Consider the following 26104-nt stretch of genomic DNA (forward strand, 5'->3'; position numbering starts at 1 on the left):
GCCCATCACTTTCCCGTGCGCCCGAAGACGACGCTGGTGTTGAAGCCCCCGAACCCGAACCCGTTCGACAGCGCGTGGCCGATGACGGCCGGCCGCGCCGTGGCCCCGACCAGCCGGGCCCCGGGGTCCAGTGGCCGTTCGAGATTGACGTTGGCGTGGACGAACCCCTCGCGCATCTGCACCACGGTGGCCACCGCCTCGATCACGCCGGCGGCGCACAGGCAGTGCCCGATCAGGCCCTTGGTCGAGTTCACCCACGGGCCGTCGGCACCGGAGCCGAACACCTCGCGCAGGGCCGTCAGTTCCACCTCGTCACCGAGCGGGGCGCCGGTGCCGTGGGCGTTGACGTAGTCGATGCGGTCGGGGGTGAGGCCGGCCAGCGCGAGCGCCCTGCGCATCACCTCCGTCTCACCGGCCAGGCTGGGGTCGGCGAGCCCGTTGCCGTCCAGGCGCAGGGCATAGCCGGCGAGACTGCTCCACACCTCGGCCCGCCGCCGTACCGCCGAGGCGGCCGACTCCAGGACCAGGCAGGCCGCGCCCTGGCCCGGCACGAACCCCTCCCGGTCGGCGTCGAAGGGCCGTCCGGCCCGCGCCGCCGGGGTGCCGCGAGCGCCGGCCATCGCCCCCAGGTTGTAGAACGCCTGCCGTTCCATGTCCGACAGATCGGTGAGCGCGCCCAGCACCAGGCAGACGTCGACCACCCCGGAGGCCACCAGCCGGGCAGCGTTGATGAGCGCGACGTTGCCGCTGGCGGACGCCCCGCCGACGGTGTAGCCCTCGCCCGTCAGACCGAGCAGCTGACTCACCGTGCCGACGTGGTCGGTGTCCATGAACTGCAGCGGGTAGCGGGCCGGAAGGTGGACGGGGCTGGTGACGTAGCGCGGTCGCACCGTCTCGGCGAGGCGGCCGCCCAGGTTGTGCCCGGCGACGATCAGTCCGATCCGGTCGCCCGGCACGGGCCGGCGGTGCAGGTCCGCCCGCTCCCAGCCCTCCAGCGCCACGGTCACCGACGCCTGCACGGACAGCGGCGAACGGGCGGCGAGTCGCACCGCCGCCCGCCGGAGCCGTTCCGTGCGGCCGGCGAGCGCGGAACCGAGGTCGAAGCCGGCCAGGTCCGCGCAGAGCGTCGGACGCAGTTCCGCGTAGGCGCCCTCGGCCCCGCGCGCGCCGACGCCGCAGACGCCCGCGCGCAGGGCCCCCGTGAAGGAGGTCACGTCGGAGGCGATCGCGCAGAGCGCGCCGGCCCCCGTGATCACGACCTCGGTCACCGCATGTACTCCCGCAGCAGCCGGGCCAGGGAGCCGATGTCATGGACGTCCGCGAGCTCGGTGACGGACAGGCTGACGCCCAGCGCGTCCATCGTCATCGTCACCACGTCCACGCGGTCGACGCTGTTGGCGCCGAGGTCCCTCAGCGACACCTCCTCGGTGACCAGGGCCGGATCGAGGTCCGGCAGGACCGCCAGCACACTGCGGCGGATGGTGGTCAGCACGCGATCGCTCATCGTCGTCTCTCTCGTTCGGGGCTGTCAGTGCCACTCGTAGGTGCGGTGGAAGTCCTTGGTGCCGGTGTGCACCAGCAGCGCTTCCCCGGCCGGCAGATAGGCGGCGTACCGGTCGACGTCGATCACCCGGTGCTGCGCCGGTACCAGGGCCTTGAGGCTCTCGGGCAGCAGCGTGGCGTACTCCTCGAAGGTGAGCTCCCGCCGGCGGGCCAGCCGCCCGTCGATGTCCATGGCCCGGACCGCGGCCGCCGACCCGTGGTCGACGACGCCGCTGAAGAACTCCGCGGCGCACCCGGAGCCGTACGAGTACAGGCCCACCCGGGCGCCCCCCGGGATGTCGGCGGTCGACAGCAGGCTGGCCAGCGCCAGATAGACCGATCCGGAGCAGAGATTGCCGACCTCGGACGGAAAGCGGAGCGAGGGGCGCACGCGGCGTTCGAAGTCCGCGTCGATCTCCCGCGCGGGCACGGCCGCCTCGCGCATGAGCTTGCGGTGGGCCGCCCGGACCAGACCGCTGAACGGCGTGTGCATCGCCAGGTGGTCGAAGGCGGTGCGGAAGTCGACGCCGTCGACGCGGGAGCGGTAGTCGGCGAAGGAGTGCGTGAGGCAGTCCAGGTACGCGAAGAGCGAGCGGTCCACGTCCGCGATGTCGAACTCCGGTGTGGGGCGGGCCGAGTCGAGCGTCTCGTAGCCGTACAGACCGAAGGCGCCGAGGTCCAGCTCCAGGACGGTCGGCCGGTCGCCGAGCAGGATCGCGGCGGCGCCGTGCCCGGTCGCGGGCTCGGCGTACCCGGCCCGCTCGTCGACCAGGGCCACGTCGGTGGCGATGATCAGCGCTTTGGCTCCCGGTGACGCTCCGGAGGCCAGGTAGCCCGCGGCCAGTTGCAGCGTGCCCGTGGCCGCGTAGCACGCCTGCTTCACCTCCAGCATCCGGCAGTGCCTGCCGAGTCCCAGGTACTCGTGGACGTAGGAGGTCACCGACTTGCTCAGGTCGAGTCCCGACTCGGTCGAGGTGACCAGCACCTCGATGGCGTCCCGCTCGGCGGGCGGGAGCGCGTCGACGATCGGCTTGGCCGCGTTGACGGCGTTGGTCACCGGATCCTCGAAGGGCAGGCCGATCGATCGCCGGCGCATGTCGAGGTTGGCGAGCCGTGCCTCGTCCAGTCCCCGGCCGGTGAAGAGCGCCGCGACGGGAATCTGCGCGACACCCGCGTACACGTTGAGCGCCTCGATGCCGTATCCCATGTCAGCTCCGCTCACTGTGCAGCAGGACCTCGACCAGGGCGTCGATGTCCCGTACGTCGCTGAAGCGGGACATGGGGGCGTCCAGGCCGAGCCGCTGCAGGAGGCCGAGGATGATCTCCACCCGGTCCACCGAGTCGGCTCCCAGGTCCTTCAGGTGTTTGTCCCCGGTGATCCGGTCCGCGGGCAGGCCGGGCAGGATCTGCGCCACCACCTCGTGGACCAGAGCGGTCATCCGCTTCCGGGCGTCGGTCGACGTCGTCATCCGGATACTCCTGTGTCGAATCGGAGTGAACACACGGCCAGGACCCTGCCGCCGTCGCGGTCGCGCAGCACCACGTCGACGGCCTCCTCGCCGTCGGGCCCGGGCCAGTGGCGCAGCGTGACGGTCAGGGGGCGGCCGGCGTCGGCGTTGCCGAGGTAGCACAGCTGCTGGTCGACGGCCACGCGGTCGAGAAAGGACCGGTCGTCGCGGCCGAGGCGGCGCCACAGGCGCAACAACGCCCAGTCCACGATGGAGAAGTAGGAGGCGAAGTACAGCAGGCCCGCCCCGTTGAGGTCGCGTGACGGGTCGACGTCGTAGTCGACGACCAGCTCGGCTCCCGGGCGGCCGGTGCCGTGGTCGAGGAAGGTCAGCTCGGTGCGGGCACGGCCGTAGGCGTGCCGGGGCGAGAACTTCTCCGGCAGGGTGGGCAGGTGCTCGTGGGTGAAGTCCGGTGGCGAGGAGCGCACCAGCGAGGCGTTGGTGCCCTGCGTGCCCCGGGCCACCCAGCGGTTGAAGTTCTCCACGTAGAGGCTGTCGGGGTCACCGAAGGCGTAGAAGTCCTCGGGTTCCAGCGGCGCGGCGGCCGCGCGCGGGTCCCCGCTGATCCGGTGCAGGGTCAGCACCGACTCGCTGCCGAAGCCGAACAGCCGTGTGGTGACGTGCAGTTCGTCACCGAACGCGGGGGAACGCAGGTGGAACCGGCGGCTGCCGCGCACCCGGTAGTAGTAGAAGGACAGATAGGTGGGTGCTCCCGACGCGTCGCGGGCGCGCAGTACGTCGGTGCCGCAGACCTCCGCCACCGCGTCCCAGGTCCAGTCGCCGATCTGCCCGGCGAACAGCGAGTTGTGCCCGCACATCCCGGGCCGGACGCGAACCGTGCGCCGCAGCGTGCTCACCGCTCGCCCCCGGACTGCTCGTGGGCGGCCAGGAACGGCAGCAGTTCTCGGTGCACCTCGTCGGCATGGGTGAGGCACGGGAAGTGGCCCGCCTCGTCCAGTTCCACCAGGCGCGAGGTGGGGATCGCACCGTGCAGCAGGTGGGTCGCCTTCATCGGGATGACGGTGTCGTGCCGGCCCCACAGGATCAGGGTGGGTACGGAGATCTCCGGCAACCGCGCGAAGAGCGTGGGCTGGGTGGCGAACACGTCCAGATAGCTCAGCCCCAGTTTCGGGTCCATGCTCTCGCAGCGCAGCAGCAGTTCCTCCAGCGCCGCCCGTCCGCCCCGGATCCGGCCGCCGTGCGCCTCGATGCGGTCGAAGTCCTCGGCGGCCACGACGGAGAGCCGGTTGACCTCGCCGTTGCGGTTGCCGACCTTGTAGGAGCTGCCGACCAGGGTGAGGGAGGCGGTGCGGCCCGGGTGGCGCAGCGCGAAGCTCTGCGCCACCAGTCCCCCGAACGAGGAACCCAGCACATGCGCCGGCCCGGTCACGCCCAGTGCGTCGAGCACCCTGCGGTACAGGTCGGCGATCCCGTCCAGGGTGAGGTCGCGGGCGGCCGTGGTCCCCCCGACTCCCGGATGGTGCACGGTGATCAGCCGGTAGCGGTCGGCGAGGCCGGCGAACTGCCGGGCGAAGACCCCGGCGCCGATGTTGAAGGGGGTCATCAGCAACAGGGCGGGGCCTGATCCGGCGGTGAACACCTCGGCCGTGCCGTCGGGCAGTTCCACCAGCGAGCGCACCGCGTGGGGCGCGTGCTCGGCGAGCACGGCCGTGTTGTCGTCGCGGGCCCGGTGGCCTTCGCGCATGGCCTGCCCGATGTCCTCGGGCAGGGCGTCGGCCGGATGGAAGCGCCGGGGTCCGGCCGCGCCGCCCGTGCCGTCCACGGGCAGCAGGTCCGGTACCGGCCGCCCCGACCGCCACAGCTCGGCCAGCCTCCCCGCGACCGCGGTGGCGCGCTCGACGCCGAAGCCGACCGGGACGGCGAGCCGAATCCGCCGCGGGGCGGCCAGATGGGCCGCCGCGCGGACGCCGGCGCCCTGGTACATCCAGGCCAGGCACGATTCGACCGGGTACGCCAGATCCGCGAAGGCGGGCATGCGGCCCACGTCCAGCAGGACGCAGTGGGCGCCGACGGGTTCGACGACGGGAAGGCCGGCGTCCCGGAGTCGCTCTCCCAGCGCCCGCACCGCCGCCATCCGCTCCCGGACGAGCCCGGCGACCTCCTCCCGCTCGGCCAGCGCCCGGGCGAAGACGCGCCGGTCGGCCAGCCCCACCTCCGCGCCTCGTAGCGCGAGGCGTTCACTCAGCCGGGCGGAGAGCTCCGGCAGCCCGCTCGCCAGCAGTCCGCCGCCGGTGACGGTGAAGTCCTTGGACAGGCTGAACGTTGCCGCTGAGGCCTGCGCCAGCAGTTCCTCGACCACCTTCCACAGGTCGGCTCCGCGCCACTCCGGCTCGTGCGCGACGATGAACGCGGCGTTCTCCACGATCCGGGTGGCATCGACCACCAGGGGTACGCCGTGCGCGTCCGCCTCGTTGCGTACAGCCCTCAGGCCGGCCAGCGAGACGGGCTGCCCGCCCGCCGCGTTGCCGCTCAGTTCGACGGCGACGAAGGAGGCGTCGGTACCCGCCTCGGTCAGGCACTCCCGCAGTGCGCGAAGGTCCGGATCGCCGGGGAAGGCGCCGCCCGTGTCCGCGTCCGTCCGCATCGAGGAGAAGCCTTCGTCGGCGAGGGCGATGAGCCACGTGAAGAACAGACCGTTGTGGATCACTGTGCCGTGCGGACCCGGCCAGTTCCGGCACAGCAACGCCTCGGCCGCGCGGCCGGACGGGGTGGGCAGCGCGTAGTCGAAGGGGAGCCAGCCCGGCGGCGTGAAGTCGGCAGGCTCCTGCTCCAGCTCGATCCGGTCCTGCAGCTCACGCACACGCCGGCGTACGACCGGGTCGTCGAACTCCGCCCAGGAATCGGTGACGAGATCGAAGTCGACGTCGGCCGGAACGAGCGCCAGGGGGTTGTGGCCGCTGCGTCCGAGGGCGGCCAGGCGACCGGCCTCGTCGGGGCGCGGGTCGTGGGGGGCACGCGCCGCGGGTGCCGGGATCGGGGGCCTGGAAACGGGACTCGCGGTGCCGGTGCCGAGGTCGGGGCCGTGGGCCGGGGCCGGTGACACGAGCTCGGGGGCGGTGGCCTCGATGTCCGGGTTGGCGATCATGAGGATCACCTCGGACACCGGTGTCACGGGCCCGTCCGCGCGCTGGCAGAGGAAGATCGGCCGGTTGACGGGGCGGAACTTGTTCTTGAACTGGAAGTTTCCCTCACCGAACACACCGATCGAGCGCAGCTCCGCGAGTCCCTGCTCGACCTGCGGCGAAGCGTTCGGCGTACTGGCCAGCCTGACGCCGAAGCTGGCGCCGAAGCTGAAGAGTTCGTGTCCTTCGTCGCGGAGCCGGCCGATGATGTTGACGATCGCGTACTCCATGCCGCCGCGATGCGAGTCGGCCGGGTAGAACTCCAGGTCCAGCAGGTATCCCGGTTCTGAGGGGATCTTGGTGACGATCACCGCGTTGGCGAGCTCGCCGTCGACACGGGTGAGGAACATGCGGTGCCGTTCGGGCAGCCGACCGTGAGCCAGTTCCCGTTTCACCACGGCCACGTACGGGTTGACCATCTGCTTCCGGCCGCCCCACCGGTCGATCATGCCGGTGATCTCCTGGTCCGTCGCGGGATCGGAGCCGACCTCGTACTCGTCGAGCCGGACCCGGCCGGAGCGCTCGAAGCGCCCGACGAGATTGCGCAGACGGCTCATCCGGCCGCCCGAGAGGCTGAAGGAGGAAAGGTCCTCCAAGCGCTGCACGGCGCCGAACGGAGTGGCGGTGAGCGGGACCTCGCCGGCCTGCGCGAGCGGGATCAGGGACAGGAAGTTGGGCCGCATGCCGTACCGGGCGGCGTAGTCGATCCACTCGGCGGCCAGCGCGGCGAACTCCTCCTCGGGACCCGCGTAGCTCCAGGCGAACAGGTGGTCGCCGCTTCGGGAGAAGTTGAAGTAGGCGCGCCGGGTGGAACCGATGAAGGCGAGGGGCGCGATGTCCCGTCCGGCCAGGCCGCCTTCCTTGCCGTGACCGGCGTCGATCCGGGCGAGCAGCTCGGCCGTCTCGGGCAGCGCGTCGAGGCCCCGCTTGCGCACGATCAGCGGCCCTCCGGCGCGGCCGGAGCCGGTGGCGGGGGGCGCCGCCGTGGTGCACTCGGCGGCCCGGAGCACCACAGGGGCCTCGGCGGGTCCGGCCTCGTCGGCGGCCAGCGCCTGATCGAGCAGTCGGGCGGCGCGCGTGGCGCCGAAGGACTCGGCCAGGTGGGTGGCGAGGTCGGGCACCGTGGGGTGATCGAAGAGCAGGGTCTTGGGAAGGGCGCCGAACCGGCGCTCGAGCGTGCTGACGGTGCGCAGCATGTCGAACGAGGTGAGGCCGTTGCCGGTGAAGTCACGGGCGCGGTCCAGGGGCCGCCCGGCGATCCGCTCCACGAGTCGCGTCAACAGGTCGTCGGCCCGTGGTGCGCCGGGCGGCGACGCGGCGTCGTCGGGCCGTGGGGCGGGATCGGGGTCGGCCGACACGGGCTCGGGCGGGGTCGTGCAGAGCGTGGCGATGTACTGGGCGAGGAGGTGGGCGGTGTCGTACTCGTAGAGCTCGGCGGCCTGCAGCTCGGTGCCGAACGCCTCGTTGAGGCGGCGAGCCAGGTCCATCCGGAAGATCGAGTCGAGGCCCAGTTCGGCGAACGGGCGGTCGCCGGACACGTCCTGCGGCGACAGTCCCAGGATGTCCGCGGCCTCCGTGCCGATCCGCGCCGCCAGCTCATGGGCGGGCACCTGGGCGACGGCGGGTGTCCGGTCCGGTTCGGAGGGCGAAGGCGCGGCAGACGGCACCGAGGCCGCCCGGCTCGCGGGAGCACCGGACGCGCCTGGCACCGGCGGGGGTTCGACGGCCGACGGCGCCGGTGCCGCCGGCTCGGGGATCGTCTGCGACGGCGGTGTGGACGCGCCGACCGGCACGGGCGCAAGAGTGATCTTCACCCGTCGGCGCGCCGGAGCGGCCTCCCGCTCCCGGGCCTGCCCGGACGTCTGAACGGTCACATCTGCTTCCTTCCTGGACCGGCTTTCGGTGGGCTGTACGGTCGCGGCCCGGACGGGTGCCGCGGTGGCCGCGCGGTCGTCGAACCAGTGGGTGTCCCCGGCAAAGGGCGCACCAGGCAGCGGCGTACGGCCGGGCTTGTGACGGCCGTCCCAGAGGCGGTCCCACGGCACGTGCTCGCCGGACACCCAGCGGGTGGCGAGCTCGTCGAGCGAGAGCCCGGCCGGCAGCTGCGTCTCGCCGGGCAGGGCGGCCGGCTCCGAGGCGGTACTGGCCCGCCCGTGGGGGCCGGGCGGCGTTCCGTCGGCGATCGCCCGCAGCCCCCGCACCGCTTCCGCCACCGAACCGGCGACCAGCGCCGCACGGTACGCCCAGGGTGTCCGGCCCACCTGGAGGGTGTAGGCGACGCGGGCGAGATCCGGCTCGGGTCCCTCGGTCAGCGCCGCGGCCAGCGCCTCCGCGTACGTCCGCAGGGCCTCCTCGCTGCGGGCGGACACCACGAGCAACTGCGGCTCGGGCGGGGCGGGCACCGGGCGCGGATGCGAGGCGAGCACGACGTGCGCGTTCGTACCCCCGAAGCCGAAGGAGCTGACCCCCGCCACGCGGGGCCCCGTCCAGGCCCGGGCGCTGTCGTTGACGAAGAACGGCGTGCCGTCCAGGCGCAGGTGCGGGTTCGGCTCGGCGTAGTGGATGCTCGGCGGGAGGACCTCGTGCCGGAGCGCGAGCAGCATCTTCAGCAGTCCCGCCACACCGGCGGCCGCCTCCAGGTGACCGACGTTCGTCTTCACGGAGCCGAGGGCCACGTGGGGGGCCGGCGGGGCGGGCAGGCCGTGGTCCTCGTACAGGACGTGGAACGCCTTCTTGAGCCCCTCGGCCTCGACCGGGTCGCCGAGCGGGGTCCCCGTGCCGTGCAGTTCGATCGCCCCGATGTCGCGGGGGTCGACGCCGGCCTCCCGGTACGCGCGCACCAGCACGTCGGCCTGTGCCTGCGGGTTGGGCGCGGTCAGCGAGGCGGAGCGGCCACCGTGGTTGACGGCCGTGCCGCGGATCACCGCGTACACGTGGTCGCCGTCCACCTGCGCCGCGGCCAGCGGCTTGAGCAGGACCGCGCCCACTCCCTCGCCGCGCACGTATCCGTCGGCCCGCCGGTCGAACGTCCGGCACGCGCCCTGCGGGCTGAGCATGCCCGACTGCTGGAAGGCGGTGAACAGTCCCGGACTGAGCAGGACGTTCACGCCGCCGGCGACGGCGAGCGAGCAGTCCCCGGCGGCCAGCGCGCGCACGGCCCGGTGCAGCGCCACCAGGGAGCTGGAGCAGGCGGTGTCCACGGCCTCGCTCGGTCCGCGCAGGTCGAGGATGTGGGAGACGCGGTTGGCAAGGATCGAGTGAGCGATGCCGCTGGCGGTGTGCGCCTGAACCGGGATGTCGTGCAGCCGCAGCAGGTCCGCGTAGTCCGTGGTGGAGACTCCTGCGAACAGGCCGGTGTCACTGCCCGCGAGCGCGTCCGGGCGGTAGCCGGCGTCCTCGACGGCACGCCACACCGTCTGCAGGAAGAGCCGCTGCTGAGGGTCCATCAGCCGGGCCTCGGCCGGTGAGACACGGAACAGTGCGGCGTCGAAGCGGCCGACGTCCGCCACGAATCCGCCGCGGACGCCGGCGGTCTCCGGGTCGGCGTGCAGCTCGAGGCGGTCGGCGGGGGCGGGGCCGACCAGGTCCTGCGCCGCCACCAGTCGGGGCCACAGACCGGCCAGATCCTCCGCGCCCGGCAGCATGCCCGCGACACCGATCACGGCGACACCGTCCGGGACGTCCGCCGCTCCGGCGGCACCGGCTGAGGCGCACGGCCCGCCGGACGCCTCCGCGGCAGCCGGCCGTGCGGGAGCCGGGCCCGCCTCGGGCGGGTGCGGTGCGACGCGTACGGCGACCGGCGCGGGGGCGGCCTCGGGGGTCGGCGGGACGGGCGCGCTCCGCTGCAGGGCCGTGCCGTGCTCGCGCATCAGGTACTGGGCGAACAGTTCCAGGGTGGCGCACTCGAACAGGACCACCGGGAGCAGATCGAGCCCGTACTCCTCGTTGACCTGGTTGATCAGCTCGGTCAGGGAGATGGAGTCGAAGCCCGCGTCCATCAGTTCGTCGTCCAGGTCGACGTCGTTCTCGCCGACGAGCAGGAAGCCGGACGCCATGCGACGCAGCCGGGCCCTGACCGCGTCGAGGTCGCCGAGGGCGGCCGGATCGGGGGCGGGCGCGGCCGACGCGGGCGCGGGCAGTTCCTGCACGACCGTGAAGCTGGGCACCCCGGCGCTCACGGCGCGGTGCAGGACGTCGAGGCCGGTCCGGGTGGGCATCGGGGTCATCCGCCAGCGCCGGGCGAAGAGTTCCCGGGTGGCGTCGTCCACGGCCAGCCCGCCGTCGGCCCACAGGGGCCAGCCGACGGACACGGTCTGCCCGCCCCGCTCACCGCGGGCCCGGCGCTCCTCGCGCTGCGCGGCGAAGGCGTCGAGGAAGGCGTTGGCGGCCGCGTAGTCCACCTGGCCGGGGTTCCCGCTCTGCCCGGCCACCGAGGAGAACAGCACGAAGAAGTCCAGGTCATGGCCGGCGGTGGCATCGTCGAGCAGCCGGGTGCCGGTGATCTTCGGCGCCATCACCTCGGCCATCTCGGCCCGGGTCTTGTGCACGGCGAGGGCGTCACGGGTCACGGCAGCGGTGTGGACGACCCCGCGCAGCTGCCCGACGGCGCTGACCAGCGCACGGACGTCCTCCGGCCGGGTCACGTCCGCGCGGTGGAAGACCGCCGTCGTCCCGGACGTGTTCAGCGCGGCGATGCGCGCCGCCGCCTCGCGCCCGGGCTCGGAGCGTCCGGCCAGGATGAGCCGGACCGGCGCCTGGGCGGCCAGGTGCTCCGCGACATGCAGGGCCAGCGCACCCGCGCCGCCCGTGATCAGGTAGCTGCCGCCGGGCCGGACCAGCGGACCATCCGCGGGCGGCGGCGTGAACTCCACGAGCCCCTTGACCAGACGCCTGCCGTCCGCGTGCCGCACCTCCGGGTCGGCGCAGCCGAGTTCGCGCAGCAGCAGCCCGGCCCGGTCGTCGTCGGTTCCGGAGGCGAACTCCACGCGGGAGCCGGTGAAGCCGGTGTGCTCCAGGGCGAGGGTACGCAGGGCGCCGGCCACGGCGGACTGCCCGGGGTCCGAGCCGACGTGCGTGTGCAGCATCCGCAGGGGTACGCCCGGACGCGCCCTGAGCAGGGCCGTCGCCAGTTCCACACAGGACAGGACGTCACCGGTGTGGACCACGGCGTCGGGCTGTACGGAGGGGACGTCGCCCGGCCGCAGCGTCACGCACCGGGTGTCCGAGCCCCGCAGCGCACGGGTGAAGGCGGCGACCAGACCGGGGTCGTCCGTCGCCAGCAGGAGCGTGTTCGGCAGTTGCGGACCGGGCCGGGCCGGCACGTCCCGCCACTCGGGCCGCCGGAAGACGGTGCGTTCGCCCGTCGTCGCGGGGTCCGGCTGCCCGGCCTCCGGCACCGTCTCGGCCCTCGGGGACGGATCCGTGCCCGGTGCGGCAGCGGCCGGCTCCGTCAGCCAGTACCGGGCGCGTTCGAACGGGTAGCCGGGCAGGGCCACCCGCCGCGGGCGCGGGGGCGCCCAGCGCGACTCCCAGTCGACCTCCGCGCCGCGCACCCAGCGGACCGCGTCGTCGTCGGCCGGGTCGCTGTCCCGCGCCGGGCCCGCCGTGCCGACATGGACGCCGTCCGGGACCGTACCGCCGGCCACGGCATCGAGGCGGGCGGCCAGCTCGGCGGTGCTGCCGGCGGTCACGGCCAGCCGTTCGGCGAACTCGCGGCGGCCGGTCCGGCTGGTGAAGCAGACGGCGTCGAGGGCGGATCCGGCGCCCCGGCCGCGCAGGAACGCGGCGACCGACCCGGCGTAGGACGACAGTTGCTCGCGGGTCCGCGCGGACAGCAGGAAGAGGTGTGCGCCGGGGCGGGGCGCGGGGCGTTCACGCGTGTCGGGATACTCCTCGACCACCAGGTGCACGTTGGCACCGCCGGCGCCGAAGGAGCTGACTCCCGCCCGGCGCGGTGCGGAGCCGGCCTGCGGCCACGGCGACAGTTCGGTGGGCAGGGTGAACCGTTCCGGGTCGAGGTCGATCTTCGGGTTGACGGTCTCGAGTCCGGCGCACGGAGCGATACGACCGTGGCGCAGCTGGAGCAGCACCTTGGTCAGGCCGGCGATGCCCGCGGCGCCCTCGAGATGCCCGATGTTGGCCTTCACGGAGCCGACCGCGCACCGCACCGCGCCTGGCTCGGGCGCGCCCAGGGCCCTGCTCAGGCCGGCCATCTCGATCGGATCCCCGAGCTCGGTGCCGGTGCCGTGGGCCTCGATGTAGCCGATGGTGCCGGGATCGACCCCCGCGCGGCGGATCGCCTCCGCGACGAGTGCCGCCTGGGCGTTGGGATTGGGCACGGTGTATCCGCCCGTCTTGCCGCCCGCGTTGGCGAGGGACGACCTGATGACCCCCCAGATGTCGTCGCCGTCCGCCACGGCCTGGCGCAGCGGCTTGAGGAGGACCGCGCCCACACCCTCACCGGGCACGAATCCGTCGGCCGAGGCGTCGAAGACCCGGCAGCGGTCCCCGGCGGACAACATGTTCATCGAGCAGAGCGACACATGGTGCGCGGGGTGCAGGATCAGGTTGACGCCACCGGCGATGGCCGCACGGCACTCGCCCCGCCGGATGCTCTCGCAGGCCAGGTGGACGGCGAGGAGCGAGGACGAGCAGGCCGAGTCGACGGCGAAGCTCGGGCCGCCCAGGTCCAGGACGTAGGAGACCCGGTTGGCGATCGACCAGTAGGCCGAGTGGGCTCCGGCGAGGCGGCCCTGCGCCCATCCGGCGGCGGCGAGCTGGCCGTAGGAGCCGTACATCGTGCCCACGAACACACCGGTGTTGCGTTCCCGGGTGCGCTCGCCGAGCTGGCCGGCCCGGTCCAGGAGGTCCCAGACCGTCTCCAGGAACAGCCGTTCCTGGGGGTCGATGTCCGCCGCGTCACGGGGCAGGATGCCGAAGAAGGCAGGGTCGAACCGGTCGATCCCGTCGAGGAATCCGCCCCATCGGCTGTACGAGTGGTGGGCACGGCCCTTGTCCGGGGAGAAGTGGGTACGCCAGTCCCAGCGGTCCGCCGGCACCTCGGTGATCCCGCTGCGGCCCTCGGCCAGCAGCCGCCAGAACGCGTCGAGGTCGGCGGCGCCGGGATAGCGTCCGGACACCGCGACGATCGCGACGGCGTCGTCGTCCGCTTCCGCGCCGGACAGGTACGGCACCGGCTCCGGCGCGGGTTGCGCCTCCGGCGCCGGCTGTTCCGGCGGCTCCGGCACACCGGGACCGCCCTCCCCCTCCTGCCGCGCCAGCACCGCGCCGAGCCGGTCGGGGCAGGTCCGGGCGAAGTGGCCGGCGAGGTCCGCGATCGTCAGATGCTCGAACAGCAGCGTGGCGGGCAGCGCGCCGAGGTCGCGCTCGAAGCGGCCGAGGATGTCGAGGCTGACCAGAGAGTCGACACCGTAGTTCTCGAACGTCACCCGGTCGTCGAGGACGCTCTCGTCGAAACGGAGCACCTCGGCGAACACCTCGCGCACATAGGCCCGGACGTCCTGCTGAGTGGGCTCGCCGGCCGGCGGGGCGGACGCCGTGTCAGCGGTCCGTGCGGCGTCGGCGACGAAGAGGCACTGTTCGAGGTCCGCCACGGGGGTGCCGGCGAATCCGCGCACGGTCACCGGTCCGAAACCGCAGCGGCGCAGCTGCTCCCGCCATGCCGCCGGTCCGAGCAACGGGGCGTGCGGCAGGCGCAGTTCCGCGTCCTCGTACCGCCACCAGCCGGAGGTGAGTCCGAAGGTGAGGGTGAGGAAGTGGGCCGCCCGGGTCACCTCGTTGACGAGCAGTCGGCCACCGGGCCGCAGCAGCTCGCGCACGTGGCCCAGCGTGCGGTCCAGGCGGGCCGTGGCGTGCAGCACGTTGGTGGCCAGCACCACGTCGGCGCTGTGCGGCTCGAATCCCTGCTCGTGCGGGGCCCGTTCGATGTCCAGCTGCCGGAAACGCACGAAGGGATACCTCGAGAAGGCGTCCTCGCCGCGCCGCAGGAAGGCGGTGGACAGGTCGGTGTACCAGTACTCCACCGGCACGCCGGCGGACGCGCAGGCCCGCAGCACGAAGTCGCTGCTCGCCCCGGTGCCGGCGCCCACCTCGACGATCCTTGCGGGGCCGCCGTGCTCGGCATGGCTGCGGGTGACGGCGGCGGCGGTCTCCTCGGCGAGGAGGCGGTGGTAGAAGTCGGCGGACGCCTGGCCCCGGTACACCTGCTCCACGAGGTCCGCCGACCCCTTCGGGAAGAGCACCTCGGTCGCCCGGACGGTGCCGTCCAGGATGCCGGGAACGGCCTCGACACAGCGGCGCAGCAGTGTCACGTGCGGGGCCAGGTCGGGGTGGCGGACCTCCGGAGCATCGTCGGGCCCGGGGGCGCCCGGGACGGATTCCAGCAGCTCGCCGGTGCGGCGGAGCCGGCCGTCGGCGACGAGGACGTCGAGCAGAGCGTCGAACAGCCGCCTGGCCGCGGGCTGGACGCCCAGCCGGCCGGCGAGCTGCTCGACGGTGCCGTCGAGTGAGCCGAGCGCGCGGCACAGCCGGCGCTCCAGGAGCTCCGGGGCGAGGCGTTCGAGGGCCGCGAAGCCCTCCCGGGACCGGGCCACCGCCTCGGTGTCGGCCACGTGGGAGGCGGCGTCGTCCGTGCCGGACACGGCGCCCAGGCGCGCCAGTCCGGCGGCGGAGGCACGAACCACCAGTGCCTGCGGGACGGCGTGCCGAAGCAGCGCATCCAGGGCGGCGAGGCCCTCGGACGGCTCGATCGGGCTGACGCCGAAGCCGGCCAGCCGACGCGCGTACCGCTCGTCGGCCACCCGGCCGACGCTGCCCCAGTAACCCCAGTTGACGACGGTCACCGGGAACGGGCACCGCTCGCGCAGCTGTGCCGCGCAGGCGTCCTCGAAGGTGCTCGCGGCCGCGTAGTTGGCCTGGCCGGCCGATCCGGTGAACGACACCGCCGAGGAGAAGAACGCCATGAAGTCCAGGCGTTCGGTGCGCAGGGTCTCGCCGAAGACGACGGCACCGGCCGTCTTGGGGGCGAGCACCCGGGCGAGCCCCGGCTCGTCCAGCCGCGCGAGGGTGCGGTCGTCCAGCACCATCGCCGCGTGGAAGGCGCCGTGCAGGGCGCCGAACCTGCTCCGGGCGCGGCGTACCACGGCGCGCAGGGCCGCCGGGTCGGTGACGTCGGCCTGCTCGTAGACCGCCCCGCCGCCGAGCCGTTCGAGGTCGGTCAGCAACGCGCGGACGCGCGGGCCGGGGGCCCCGCGGCCGACCAGCGTCAGCCGCGCTCCCACGGTGCGGGCCAGGTGACGGGCGAGTTCCTGGCCGATGCCGCCGGTGCCGCCGACGATCAGATAGCTGCCGCCGTCCCGGTAGGGGTGGCCGGCGTCAGGGCCGGTGACGGGTCCTGTGGCGGCGCGGACCGCACGGACCAGACGCCGGCCGGGCCGCAGGACGACAAGGCGTTCGGCCGCCGGTTCGCGCCGCAGCAGAGCGGCCAGGCGCGCGGTGTCCCAGGAGCGGGTCCCGATGTCGACGCAGCCGACCGTCCAGGCGGGATACTCGGCGGCCGCGGACGCGGCCATGCCCACCAGGCCGGCGGTGTGCGGCCGCACCGGGCCGTCGCCGACGTCCGCCGTACCGGCGAGCACGACCTTGACCTGGACCGGCCGCCCGGTTCCGGAGTCGATGAGGGAGCGCAGAGTGCGCAGCAGCTCGAAGGGCGAGGGGTCGGCGTCCGGCGCGCCGCCTCGATACGGCTCGCAGGCGAGTACGTAGACGACGTCCGGGGCGTCTTCGGACGCCGGCTCGGCGGACATCCGCTCGGCGGACGCCGTGGCGTGGTCGCCGGCGGACCGGTGCTCGGCGACCAGCGCGGCGGCCAGTTCCGCGGTGCCTGGGCCGTGCACCACCCGCACCTTTGTCCCTCCGGTGCCCGGGGTGGCCGGTGCGGGGCCGGCCGGGTGCCACTCGGGCAGATGGATGAGGGCGCCGTCCTGAGAAGGGACCCCACCGGGGTCCCCGGGCGCCGCGGGGCGCAGCACAAGGTCGGTGAAGCGGGCGACGACGCGGCCGTCGCGATCGGCCAGTCGGACGGTGATGCCGGCGCCCTCGCGGCGGACGTGGGCGTACCCGTCGGCCGGAACCGCGGCGAAGGAGTCGAAGCGGCCGAGCGCGAAGGGGATCAGGGGGGTGGAGTCCTCGGCGGCGCACAGGACGGCGACGGTCTGGAGTGCGGCGTCGAGCGGCACGGGGTGCAGGGGCCGGCCGGGCAGTTCGGCGGCTCGTGCGGGCGGCACGAGCAGTCTGCCGAGAGCCTCGTCGGTGCCGTACCGCACCTCCTGCAGCGCCCTGAAGGACGGCCCGTAGGCGATGCCGGCCGTGGCGAAGGCGTCGTACAGGTCGGCGCCCGTGCGGTGTCGCGGGCACCTCGCCGCGATCGCCTCCACGTCCAGCGTCCGGGGCTCGACGTCCGCGACGTCCGTGATCCGGCCCCGGGCGCATACCCTGCTGCCGGGTCCGTCGGTCAGCGTGAACCGCTCTGCTTCGAGGCGCAGTTGTGCCGCGTTCGCGTCCCGCACCGCGAAGGGGCGTAGCCACTGGACGCCCTGGATGCCGACCGGTGTGCCACGACCGGCGGCCCGCGCGGCCAGTTCGAACAGGGCGACGCCGGGGAGCAGCCGGGTGCCCGCGACGACGTGCTCGGCGGCGACCCAGTCGTGCGGGCCGACGGGGACGGGGACGGCCGGGGCGGGCCCGGACGTGACGGGACTGGCCGCGTCCGCGTCCGCGGGGGCGGCCGGGGCCTCTCCAGAACGGGCCGGGACAGTGACCGGCGCAGCAGGCCCGGACGCGACAGGGCCGACCGGAGCCGGGACGAAGGGGGCGGAACCGGCCGCCGACGCAACGACCGCGTCGGCGGCGCCGGGCGGTGTCCTCCCGGCGACCGGGCGGGTGGCCCCGTACGACTGGTCCTCGAAGGGGTGGCCGGGCAGGGAGATCCTGCGGGCACCCGCGTGCCGGGTCAAGGACGCCCAGTCGAGCGTCTCCCCGGCCAGGTAGCGCTGGACGGTGTGTTCGGGCTCGCCCGCGCCGGGGCGGCGCGGGAGTCCGGCGACCTCGGCCCGCAGCTGGGCCGCCAGGTCGGCGCTGTCGGTGGCGACGAAGGCGGCCCGGACCGCGTGGTGCGTGCGTCCCGCCCCGAGCGTCACGGCCACGTCCGCCAGTGCGGGCCGGTCGGTCTCCAGTCGGTCGGCGAGGGCACCGAGGACATGGTGCAGCGCCGGCCGGGTCTGTGCGGACACCGGGATCGCCAGCGCGGTTCGAGGTACCGGGGCGGCTGCCCCCCGCGGCGACTCCGCGACCACCAGGTGCGCGTTGGTCCCGCTGAAGCCGAAACTGCTGACCGCGCCGACGAGTTCGCCGGACGGTCCGGGGCGCCAGGGCTCCAGCACGGTGACCGGCCGCAGCGGGCCGCCGGCGAAGTCGATCTCCGGGTTGGCCGTGGAGAAGTTGACCAGGGGCGGCAGCCGGCGGTGCCGCAGCGCCAGGAGCACCTTGAGCAGCCCGGCTATGCCGGCGGACATCGTCGTGTGCCCGATGTTGGCCTTCACGGAACCGAGAGCGCAGTGGCCGGGGGCGACGGCCGCCCGGCCGAGCACCTGGTCGAGGGCCTTGGTCTCGATCGGGTCGCCGAGGGGCGTGCCCGTGCCGTGGGCCTCGACGTAGGTCACGTCCTCGGGCCGGACCCGGGCCCGGCCGTGCACACGCTCGATGAGCGCGGCCTGGCTCGCTGCGCTGGGCGCAGTGAGGCCGTTGGTGCGGCCGTCGCCGTTGACGCCGCTGGCACGGATCACACCGTGGACGCAGTCGCCGTCGGCCAGAGCCCGTTCCAGGGACTTCAGTACGACCACGCCGACGCCCTCGCCGAGCACGATGCCGTCGGCCGAGGCGTCGAACGGGGCGCTGCGTCCGGTCGGCGAGAGCATGCCCGTCTTGCTGGTCAGGACGTGCATGCGCGGCGTGAGCATCAGGGCCACGCCGCCGGCGACCGCGGCCTCGCACTCCCCTGAGCGGATGCTCTCGCAGGCGAGGTGCACGGCGACCAGGGACGAGGAGCAGGCGGTGTCGACGGCCAGGGCGGGGCCGGTCAGGTCCAGATGGTAGGCGATCCTGGCGGCCAGCACCGAGGCGGAGTTGCCGAGAAAGGCGTGGGCGGTGGTGCTCTCCCCTCGCTCGGCCAGCAGATCCAGGTACTCGCCGACGGCGCAGCCGACGAACACGCCCCAAGGCCGCTTGGGCGTGGTGCTCACCGCGTGTCCGGCGTCCTCCAGCGCCGACCAGGCCGTCTGCAGGAAGAGCCGCTGCTGGGGGTCCATGGATTCCGCCTCGAGCGGCGACATCCGGAAGAACTGCGGGTCGAAACGGTCGATGCCGTCCAGGAGGGCGGCCCACTTGCTGTAGGTACGGCCCGGAGCGCGCCGGTCGGGGTCGTAGAACGCCCCGGTGTCCCAGCGCTCCGACGGGACCTCGCGAACGCTGCTGTGTCCGGCCGCCAGGTTGGCCCAGAACGCGTCCAGGTCGGGGGCGTCCGGGAAGCGCCCGGCCATGCCGATCACCGCGATGTCGCCGGGCCCCGCCGAGCCGTGGAAAGCCGATGCCCCGGATCCTTCGAGCGCCACGGCAGGCGCCCCGGAGCCAGCCGGCGCCACGGCAGGCGCCCCGGACTCGGCAGGAGCCACCGCCGGCGATGCGGAACCGGCCGCCGTCGCACCCGTCGATCCGGCGCGGACGGACGCCACGGCCGCCGGTCCTGTCGCCGCGAGCGACACGGCCCCGGCCCCGGTCGTCCGCTCCGCCCCGGCCGGCGTCGCGGGGCCGGGGGCGGGCGCCGGGGAGGAGGACGGCTCGGCGGTGACGGCAGGCAGGTCGAGGGTGACCCTGCCCGGGCCGGGCGGCCAAGTGGTGGGTTCGGCCGGGGACGGTGACGTCGTCGGCAGCGGCGGCAGTTCGACCACGGCGGGGTCCGGCTCGGCGGGGTCCGGCGCGCCGGGCGCGGTCGCGGCGGGGTCCGGCGTGGCAGCGGACGCGGACGCGGTCGCGGACGCCAGCAGGCTCCGGTCGCGTTCGATCGTCTCGCGGACGTGTGCGACGAGCCGGGGCACCGTGGGGTGGTCGTAGACGGCGACCGAGTCGATGTCGAGGCCGAAGGCCCTGTTCACGGCGCGGACCAGTTCCACCGCTCCGATGGAGTCCAGGCCCATCTCGCTGAAGCTCAGCGCCTCGTCGACTTCCCCGGGCGTCAGGTACAGGCTCTCGCCGAGCGCGCGGTACAGCACCTCGCTGATCCGTTCCTCGCCCGGCCCCTGGGGCAGCGGATCCCGGGCGACGGCCACGGCCGGTGCCTGAGCCGGAGCCGCGGGGGCCGCCGGAGCCGCGGGGGCGAGGGTGACCGGGCGCACCGGCTCCGCCGCCGGCTGGGCGGTGCGGAATCCGTCGACCTTGGCGAAGTACTCCTGGATACGGCCGAGCGACTCCGCGCCGAACACCCGCTCGTGCATGGCCGATTCCCGCTCGATCACCGGGGCCAGCCGGCGCAGGGCCCGGTCGGCGAGGTCCTGCTTGAGCACCCGGACGGCCTCCACGGGTTTCTCCGCGATCGACCTGGCCAGGCCGAGCGCCGTGGCCAGGACGTCGGACCGGTCGGCGAAGGCGACGTTCGCACCGCGACGCTCCAGCTCCTCCCCCTGAACGGGACGGCCGGTGTACATCATCTCCGCGGCCATGACCCGGCCGAAGCGCTCGGCGAGGATGTGCGTCGCCCCCATGCCGGGAGTGAAGCCGTAGGTCAGGAAGTTGGCGCGGTACACGCTCTCACGGGCCATCACGACCAGGTCCGCGTACAGACCGAAGGCGAGTCCGCCGCCGGAGGCGTGCCCGCCCAGGGCTGCGATCACCGGGCGGCTGCACCGCAGCAGGCCCTCGTAGACGAACGGTACGTCGGTGAACCGGCTGCCGCCGCCGGCGAGCGTCCGCAGTCCCTCGGGCGTGGCGCCCATGCTGAAGACGGTGTCGGTGCCGGTGAGCACCACCGCACGTACGCCGTCGTCCTGTTCCACCCGGGCGAAGGCGCTTTCCAGGCCGCGCATCATGGCGTCCGTGAACATGTTGCTGCCGCCGCCGTCGCGCATCACCAGCAGCGCGATGCCCGGTTCGAGGAGCCGGAACTCCACGGCTTCGCCGTCCGACGGCCCGACCCGCGGGTCCGGGAGTTCGAGGGCGGGCTGCTGCGCGGCGGGCGATGCCGGCGCGGCGGCGTCCGGCGCGCCTTTCCAACGGCCCACCCACGTCACCTCCTCCTGGAACGGATAGCCGGGCATCGGGCGGCGCCGGGCACCCGAGTCCTCGGTGTGGCAGTCGGCCCAGCGCACCTGCCCTCCGGCCACCCAGTGCGCGGCCACCTCGTCCAGCCGGCCGGCGCGGAACGCGGCCACCTCGTCCGGGGGCGCCGCCGCCTCGGCGGTACCCCAGAAGGCGTGGTCGCCGGGATCCTCCCCGTCGACGTACCGCCGCAGCGCCTTGCGCAGCTCCGCGACGTCTGCCGTGACCACGGCGAGGCGGTGGGGCATCGGACGGCGTCCGACCTGCGAGGTGTACGCCAGGTCGGCGAGCAGCCACGGGTCGTCGGCGCCGCCCGGACCGGCCAGCCCGGCGATCGTGCTCTCCGGGCTCACGGTGACGCCGATGGCCTCGCCGAGCTCCCGGAGCGCGAGCGCGTCGAATCCGAGGTCGGCCAGGCACTCGTCCGGTCCGATCCCCTCCGCCGGCACCCCGAGCACCTCGGCGGCCCGCTGCGCCACCCAGCGCGCCGACCGGCCGGTGCCCTCCAGGAACTCCAGGTGCTGGACGGCGTACGCGCGGAGTTCCACGCCTGTCCGCGCGGAGAGCACGAACAGCCACGGACCTGTGGGGGCGAAGGGGCGCGGCACGGTCTGGGTCTCCTCCTCGACCAGGACATGGGCGTTGGCACCGCCGGCGCCGAACGCGCTGACGCCCGCCCGGCGGGGAGTGTCCCCGGCGGGCCAGGCACGCCGTTCCCGCTGGACCCGGAACGGCGAGGCGTCGAAGTCGATGTGCGGGTTGGTGCGTTCGGCGTGCAGGGACGGCACGAGTTCGCGGTGCCGCAGCTGCAGCAGCACCTTGGTCAGGCCGGCGATGCCGGCGGCGCTCTCCAGGTGGCCGATGTTGGACTTCACCGATCCGAGAGCCACCGCCCCGGCCGGCAGCTCGACGTCCGCGAACGCCCGGCGCAGCCCGTCCACTTCGATGGGGTCGCCCAGCGAGGTGCCGGTGCCGTGGGCCTCCACGTAACCGACCGTGGCCGGGTCCCAGTGCGCCCGCGCGAACGCCCGCCGGATCAACTCGCCCTGCGCGACCGGGCTGGGCACCGTGAATCCGCTGGTCTGCCCGGTGTGGTTGACGACGGTGGCCCGGATGACGCCGTGAATGTGGTCGCCGTCCGCCGTGGCCCGGTCGAGCGGCTTGAGCAGCACGGCGCCCACACCCTCGCCGGGCACATAGCCCTCCCCGTCGGCGCCGAAGCTGCGGCACCGGCCGTCGGCGGAGAGGAACCGGCCCTGGGCCAGTTGCAGGTACTTCTGCGGGTGGACGGACACGTTGACCCCGCCGGCCAGCGCCATCTCGCACTCGCCGCGGCGGAGGCTCTCACAGGCCAGGTGCAGCGCGGTCAGGGAGGAGGAGCAGGCCGTGTCGACGGCGATGCTCGGACCGTGCAGATCGAGCGTGTAGGACACGCGGTTCGCGATCGACGCGTGCATCGCGGTGGGCGCCACTCCGCCGGCCTCGTCGGCCAGCAGCTGGTAGTGGTTCCACATGACGCCGACGAAGACGCCGGTATTGCGGGTCGTCGCGTCGCGGGGCAGCCGGCCGGCGTTCTCGAAGGCCTGCCAGCCGGCCGTGAGGAACAGCCGCTCCTGCGGGTCCATCCGCTCGGCGTCCCGCCGGGAGATACCGAAGAAGGCCGGGTGGAAGCGGTCGACGCCGTCGACGAACCCGCCCCAGCGGCTGTAGGTACGCCCCTCGGCGTCCCGGTCGGGCGAGTAGTACGCGGCGTGGTCCCAGCGGTCGGCGGGGACCTCGACGATGCTGTCCACGCCGTCGGCGAGATTGCGCCAGAAGGTGTCGAGGTCGGGCGCGCCGGGGTAGCGGCCGGCCAGGCCGATCACGGCTATGGCGGTGGTGTCGTCACCGTGCGGTGACGACGGCGGCGAGGCGGGCCGCGCGGGGCCTGCCCGGGCGGGGACCGGCTTGCGTGCCCCGGGGACCTGCGGCACGTCCCGAGCCGGGGTGCCGTCCGGCTGTGGCAGGAGGTGCGGGACCCGCTCGGTGTCGCCGTGCACCACGGCGACGCTGTTCTCGCCGCCCGTCGTGGCACGGGCCAGCAGCTCCAGCCCGGCCCCGGTCGGCAGCGGCACCATGCCGGTCGTCTCGGTCGACCGCCGTACGGCGCTGTCGGCGGCGCGCATGCCGCCGTCGGCCCACAGCGGCCAGGCCACGGCCAGGGTGCGGCCCGGGCGCTCGGCGGCGCGCCGGTGTGCGAAGGCCAGCTGGAAGGCGTTGGCGTAGGCGTAGTCCGCCTGCCCCGGGTTGGGCAGAACCGCGGAGAGCGAGGAGAAGAGAACGAAGAGCGCCGGGGCGTCCTGCGCCGTCGCCGCGTCCAGGTGGAGAGTGCCGTCGACCTTCGCGGCGCACACCGCCGCGAGGTCGGCGGGTTCCTTGCGGAAGAACAGCCCGTCACGGACCGTGCCGGCGCAGTGCAGGACGCCGTCGATGCGTCCGAAGGCCTCGCGTGCTGCGGCGGCCGCGGCCTGGGCCCCGGCCCGAGAGGAGATGTCGGCGGGGGTGTAGCGGACGTCGCCGCCGCGCTCGCGCCAGGCGGCCATGCGCCGCCGTAGTCCGGGTCCGGCCGGGCGGCGGCCGACCAGCATCAGCCGGGCCCGGTGACGTGCCACGAGATGGTCCGCGAGCAGTCCGGCCAGGCCTCCGGCCCCGCCCGTGACGAGATACACGCCCTCGTCGGTGAAACCGTCGTCCCCGGGGCCGGTTTCGGTGGGCACCCAGCGCCGCACCTGTCTGCGGCCGAAGCGGTGACGTACCCAGGGTTCCCCGTCCTGACCGGTCTCGGCGAGCAGCGTTTCCGCGTCCTCGGCCCCGCCGTCGTGTTCGACGACCTTGCAGCGCAGCGCGGGTACTTCGGCGCCGATGGTCGCGGCGAGCGCGGCCAGCGCCGCGTGCTGCGGCGGCGCGGGGTGGCGTACCGGCAGCAGGACGGTCGCACCGGCGAACCCAGCGGTTTTCGGGTGCTCCTCGACCAGCGCGGCGGCCAGGGCCCACAGTTCGGCCGCCGCGTCGTGGGCCGGATGCAGGATGTGGACCGCTGGGCGGGTCCCTTCGGCGGCGAGTTCGGCGAGCAGCCGCCCGAGCTGGTCGGGTGCGCGCAGATCGAGCCGGAAGCGGTCGCTTCCCAGCCGTACGAAGTCCGGCCCGCGTTCGGCCTGGACGACCCGTCGTCCCGTCGCGGCCCTGAGCAGCTCGGCCTGGTCGTCCGGTGCGCCGAACACGATCAGGTCGCCGTCCGCGCCGCGCCCGGGCGCCGCCGCGTCGGTCCAGCGCTCGGCACGGCAGAGGGTCACGGCCTGCGCCACGTCGTCCGCGCCGCGCGGCGCGTCGGTTTCGCCGGGCGCGTCGGGTCCCGCGGTGGCGGCGGCCGTGAGGGCCTGCGCACAGGTGTCGGCGAGATGGCAGGCCAGGCTTCCCACCGAGCCGTACTCGAAAAGGAGGGTCGGGTAGAGCGTGGTGCCGACCAGCTCCTCCAGTGCCTCGCCCATGCGCAGCAGGGCCACGGAGTCCAGGCCCAGGTCGTAGAAGCCGACGTCGATCGGGACGTCCTCAGCCGGGCGGCCCAGTTCTCGGGCCACCAGTTCCCGGAGCCGGGCCACCGCCACGGCCTCGGGATCACTTCCGTCGGTGGCGGGTCCCTGGACGGCCGCCGCGGAGGCCGTGCCGAGCGCCACGGCGCCGGCGGCCGCGTGCGCGGCGGCGGGCGGGGTGCCCGCGACCTCGTCGAGCAGCCGGGTGATCAGCTCGGGGTGCCGGATCCGCTTGCAGGACATGGCGCGGAACTCGGCGACGAGCCGCCCCTCGTCGTCGTGCAGTGTGTAGTCGTTGTGGACCAGGTCGCCCGACTCCGAGGGCTCCTCGGGGTGGGGGACGCGGACGTGGAAGGTCTCCCCCAGCGCAGCCGGCGCGCGGAAGAAGCCGATGTGGAAGGGGACGAACGGTTCGGCCCCGACCTCGTCGTTCTGGCCGAACGCCACCAGCGTGGAGGCGTCCGCCTTGGCGGGGTGCAGGTGGAAGTCGGCCTCGCGCGCGCTGCCGGCCGGATCCAGCCGGAGCGTGGCCAGCATCTCGGACGTGCCTTTGTGCAGCCGGCCGAGGCAGGTCATCGCGGCCCCGTGCCGGATGCCCTCCCGCCGGGTGCGCGCGTACAGCGCGTCCATGTCGTCCTCGTGCACCGACGCCCTGCGCAGCCGCTCGACGTCGAGCGGGGCCGGCAGCGGTTCCTCGGTGCGGACGAGTTCGGCGCGGGCGTTCTCGCGCCAGGGTGCGCAGGGTTCCCCGTGGCGCAGCCAGCGGCTGTCGACCCGCACCGGGCGGGGGGCGTCGGCGTTCCCGGCGCCGACGGTGACGCGCAGTTCGCGCTCGTGGCCCTCGCACGTGACGACCGGCTCCGAGAAGAGGACGTCCCGCAGGGCCAGGCCGCGGGGGTCGTGCCCCTGGGCGATGAGGACCCGGTACACGAGGTCCAGGAAAGTGACGCCCGGCATCACGGAGACCCCGTGGACGACGTGGTTGGCCATGATGAAGTCGTCATGGGTCAGCCGGATGCGGCAATCGATCTCTTGCTCGTGGTCGGCCATGCCGTGGTCCCCCCTCGGACGGGTGCTGCTGGTCGGCTTCACGCCTGCGGTGCCGGTGACGGGTCGCCGGCGAGGAAGTCGGCCAGGATCCGGTGGAGCCGGGCAGCGGCGCCGAAGACGGAGATGTGGTCGCCGTGCGGTTCGACCCGCAACTGGGCACCGGGCAGCGCGGCGGCGACCCGGTGCGAGCCGTCCGGATGGGCCGTGTGGTCGTCCTCGCTGGTCACGACGAGTGCGGGTGCCCGGACCGCCGGCAGGTGCGGTGTGATGTCCTCGGTCATCGTGGCGAGGGTGAGCCGGCTGTAGCGGTGGAACAGTTCGTCGGTGGTGTACGGATGCATGACCAGCTCGGCGACGTCGGCGGGGACCTGGGCCGCGGCGGTGTCCGCGATCGCCTCATTGATCATCGCGGCGTCCGCACGGCTCTGTGCCGCCAGTTCCAAAAGGCCGCGCAGATTGCGCTGATGGTCGGTCATGGGGCCGGGGGTACCGGAGAAGTCGCCGTGCCACAGGCTCAGCGAGGCGACCCGGTCCGGTGCCGCGGCGGCCGCGCGGAGCGCGATCACGGCCCCGCCGCACAGGCCCATGACATGGGCGGTGCCGATACCGTAGTGGTCCATGACGGCCACCAGGTCGGCGGCCTGTGCGGCGACGTCGTGGGACAACGCGTCGAACGCGGACGCGTCGTCCGGCTCGCCGAACATGCCTCTGGTTTCCCAGGTGACCACATGATGGCCGGTGGCGAGCCGCCGCATCCACGGCTCGCACAGCCGCACCGGCATGCCGCATGCGGAGGCGAGCACCACGGCCGGCGCGCCCGGTTCACCGGCGCTGTGACCGCGCACGGCGACACCGGCGCTGTCGATGATCTCCATGGCGGCGATGGTGTCCATGACGGCGTCACCTT

The 26104-nt window shown here is 74.1% G+C and carries 7 protein-coding genes; all 7 read right to left on the reverse strand.

Translation table 11 applies throughout. The features are described 5' to 3' along the window. Positions 1-5: 5 nt before the first annotated feature. Genes AB0L59_RS40470 through AB0L59_RS40500 form a run of 7 tightly spaced genes read right to left on the reverse strand, consistent with a single transcriptional unit; the run spans position 6 to position 26090 of the window. The gene (locus AB0L59_RS40470) at positions 6-1268 is read right to left on the reverse strand and encodes a beta-ketoacyl synthase N-terminal-like domain-containing protein (protein ID WP_365592720.1); all 1263 of its coding nucleotides are present in this window, start codon (positions 1266-1268) and stop codon (positions 6-8) included. Beyond that, entirely contained in the window at positions 1265-1504 is a 240-nt protein-coding gene (locus AB0L59_RS40475; protein ID WP_365592723.1) for a phosphopantetheine-binding protein, read from the reverse strand. Before AB0L59_RS40475 ends, AB0L59_RS40470 begins: the two co-directional genes overlap by 4 nt. Before the next feature lie 24 nt (positions 1505-1528). Next, entirely contained in the window at positions 1529-2749 is a 1221-nt protein-coding gene (locus tag AB0L59_RS40480) for a hydroxymethylglutaryl-CoA synthase (RefSeq protein ID WP_365592725.1), read from the reverse strand. A gap of 1 nt (position 2750) precedes the next feature. Continuing rightward, a complete protein-coding gene (locus tag AB0L59_RS40485; protein WP_365592728.1) occupies positions 2751-3011 on the reverse strand; it encodes a phosphopantetheine-binding protein in 261 nt (86 codons plus the stop codon). Continuing rightward, positions 3008-3907, reverse strand: coding sequence for an LnmK family bifunctional acyltransferase/decarboxylase (locus AB0L59_RS40490; protein ID WP_365592731.1), 900 nt, complete (start codon positions 3905-3907; stop codon positions 3008-3010). The genes AB0L59_RS40485 and AB0L59_RS40490 overlap by 4 nt, the downstream gene beginning before the upstream one ends. Then, positions 3904-25197, reverse strand: a complete 21294-nt coding sequence (locus AB0L59_RS40495) for an SDR family NAD(P)-dependent oxidoreductase (protein ID WP_365592734.1) — start codon at positions 25195-25197, stop codon at positions 3904-3906. Before AB0L59_RS40495 ends, AB0L59_RS40490 begins: the two co-directional genes overlap by 4 nt. A 38-nt stretch (positions 25198-25235) precedes the next feature. After that, entirely contained in the window at positions 25236-26090 is an 855-nt protein-coding gene (locus tag AB0L59_RS40500; RefSeq protein ID WP_365592737.1) for an alpha/beta hydrolase, read from the reverse strand. Between the last annotated feature and the right edge of the window lie 14 nt (positions 26091-26104).

Origin of the sequence: Streptomyces sp. NPDC052109, from assembly GCF_040680195.1 — a bacterium.
Lineage (GTDB): Bacteria > Actinomycetota > Actinomycetes > Streptomycetales > Streptomycetaceae > Streptomyces.

What these genes read in the sequence shown, in the direction of transcription:
- AB0L59_RS40475 (WP_365592723.1), bottom strand. Translation starts at nt 1,504, where the DNA reads ATGAGCGATCGCGTGCTGACCACCATCCGCCGCAGTGTGCTGGCGGTC.
- AB0L59_RS40480 (WP_365592725.1), bottom strand. Translation starts at nt 2,749, where the DNA reads ATGGGATACGGCATCGAGGCGCTCAACGTGTACGCGGGTGTCGCGCAG.
- AB0L59_RS40485 (WP_365592728.1), bottom strand. Translation starts at nt 3,011, where the DNA reads ATGACGACGTCGACCGACGCCCGGAAGCGGATGACCGCTCTGGTCCAC.
- AB0L59_RS40495 (WP_365592734.1), bottom strand. Translation starts at nt 25,197, where the DNA reads ATGGCCGACCACGAGCAAGAGATCGATTGCCGCATCCGGCTGACCCAT.
- AB0L59_RS40500 (WP_365592737.1), bottom strand. Translation starts at nt 26,090, where the DNA reads ATGGACACCATCGCCGCCATGGAGATCATCGACAGCGCCGGTGTCGCC.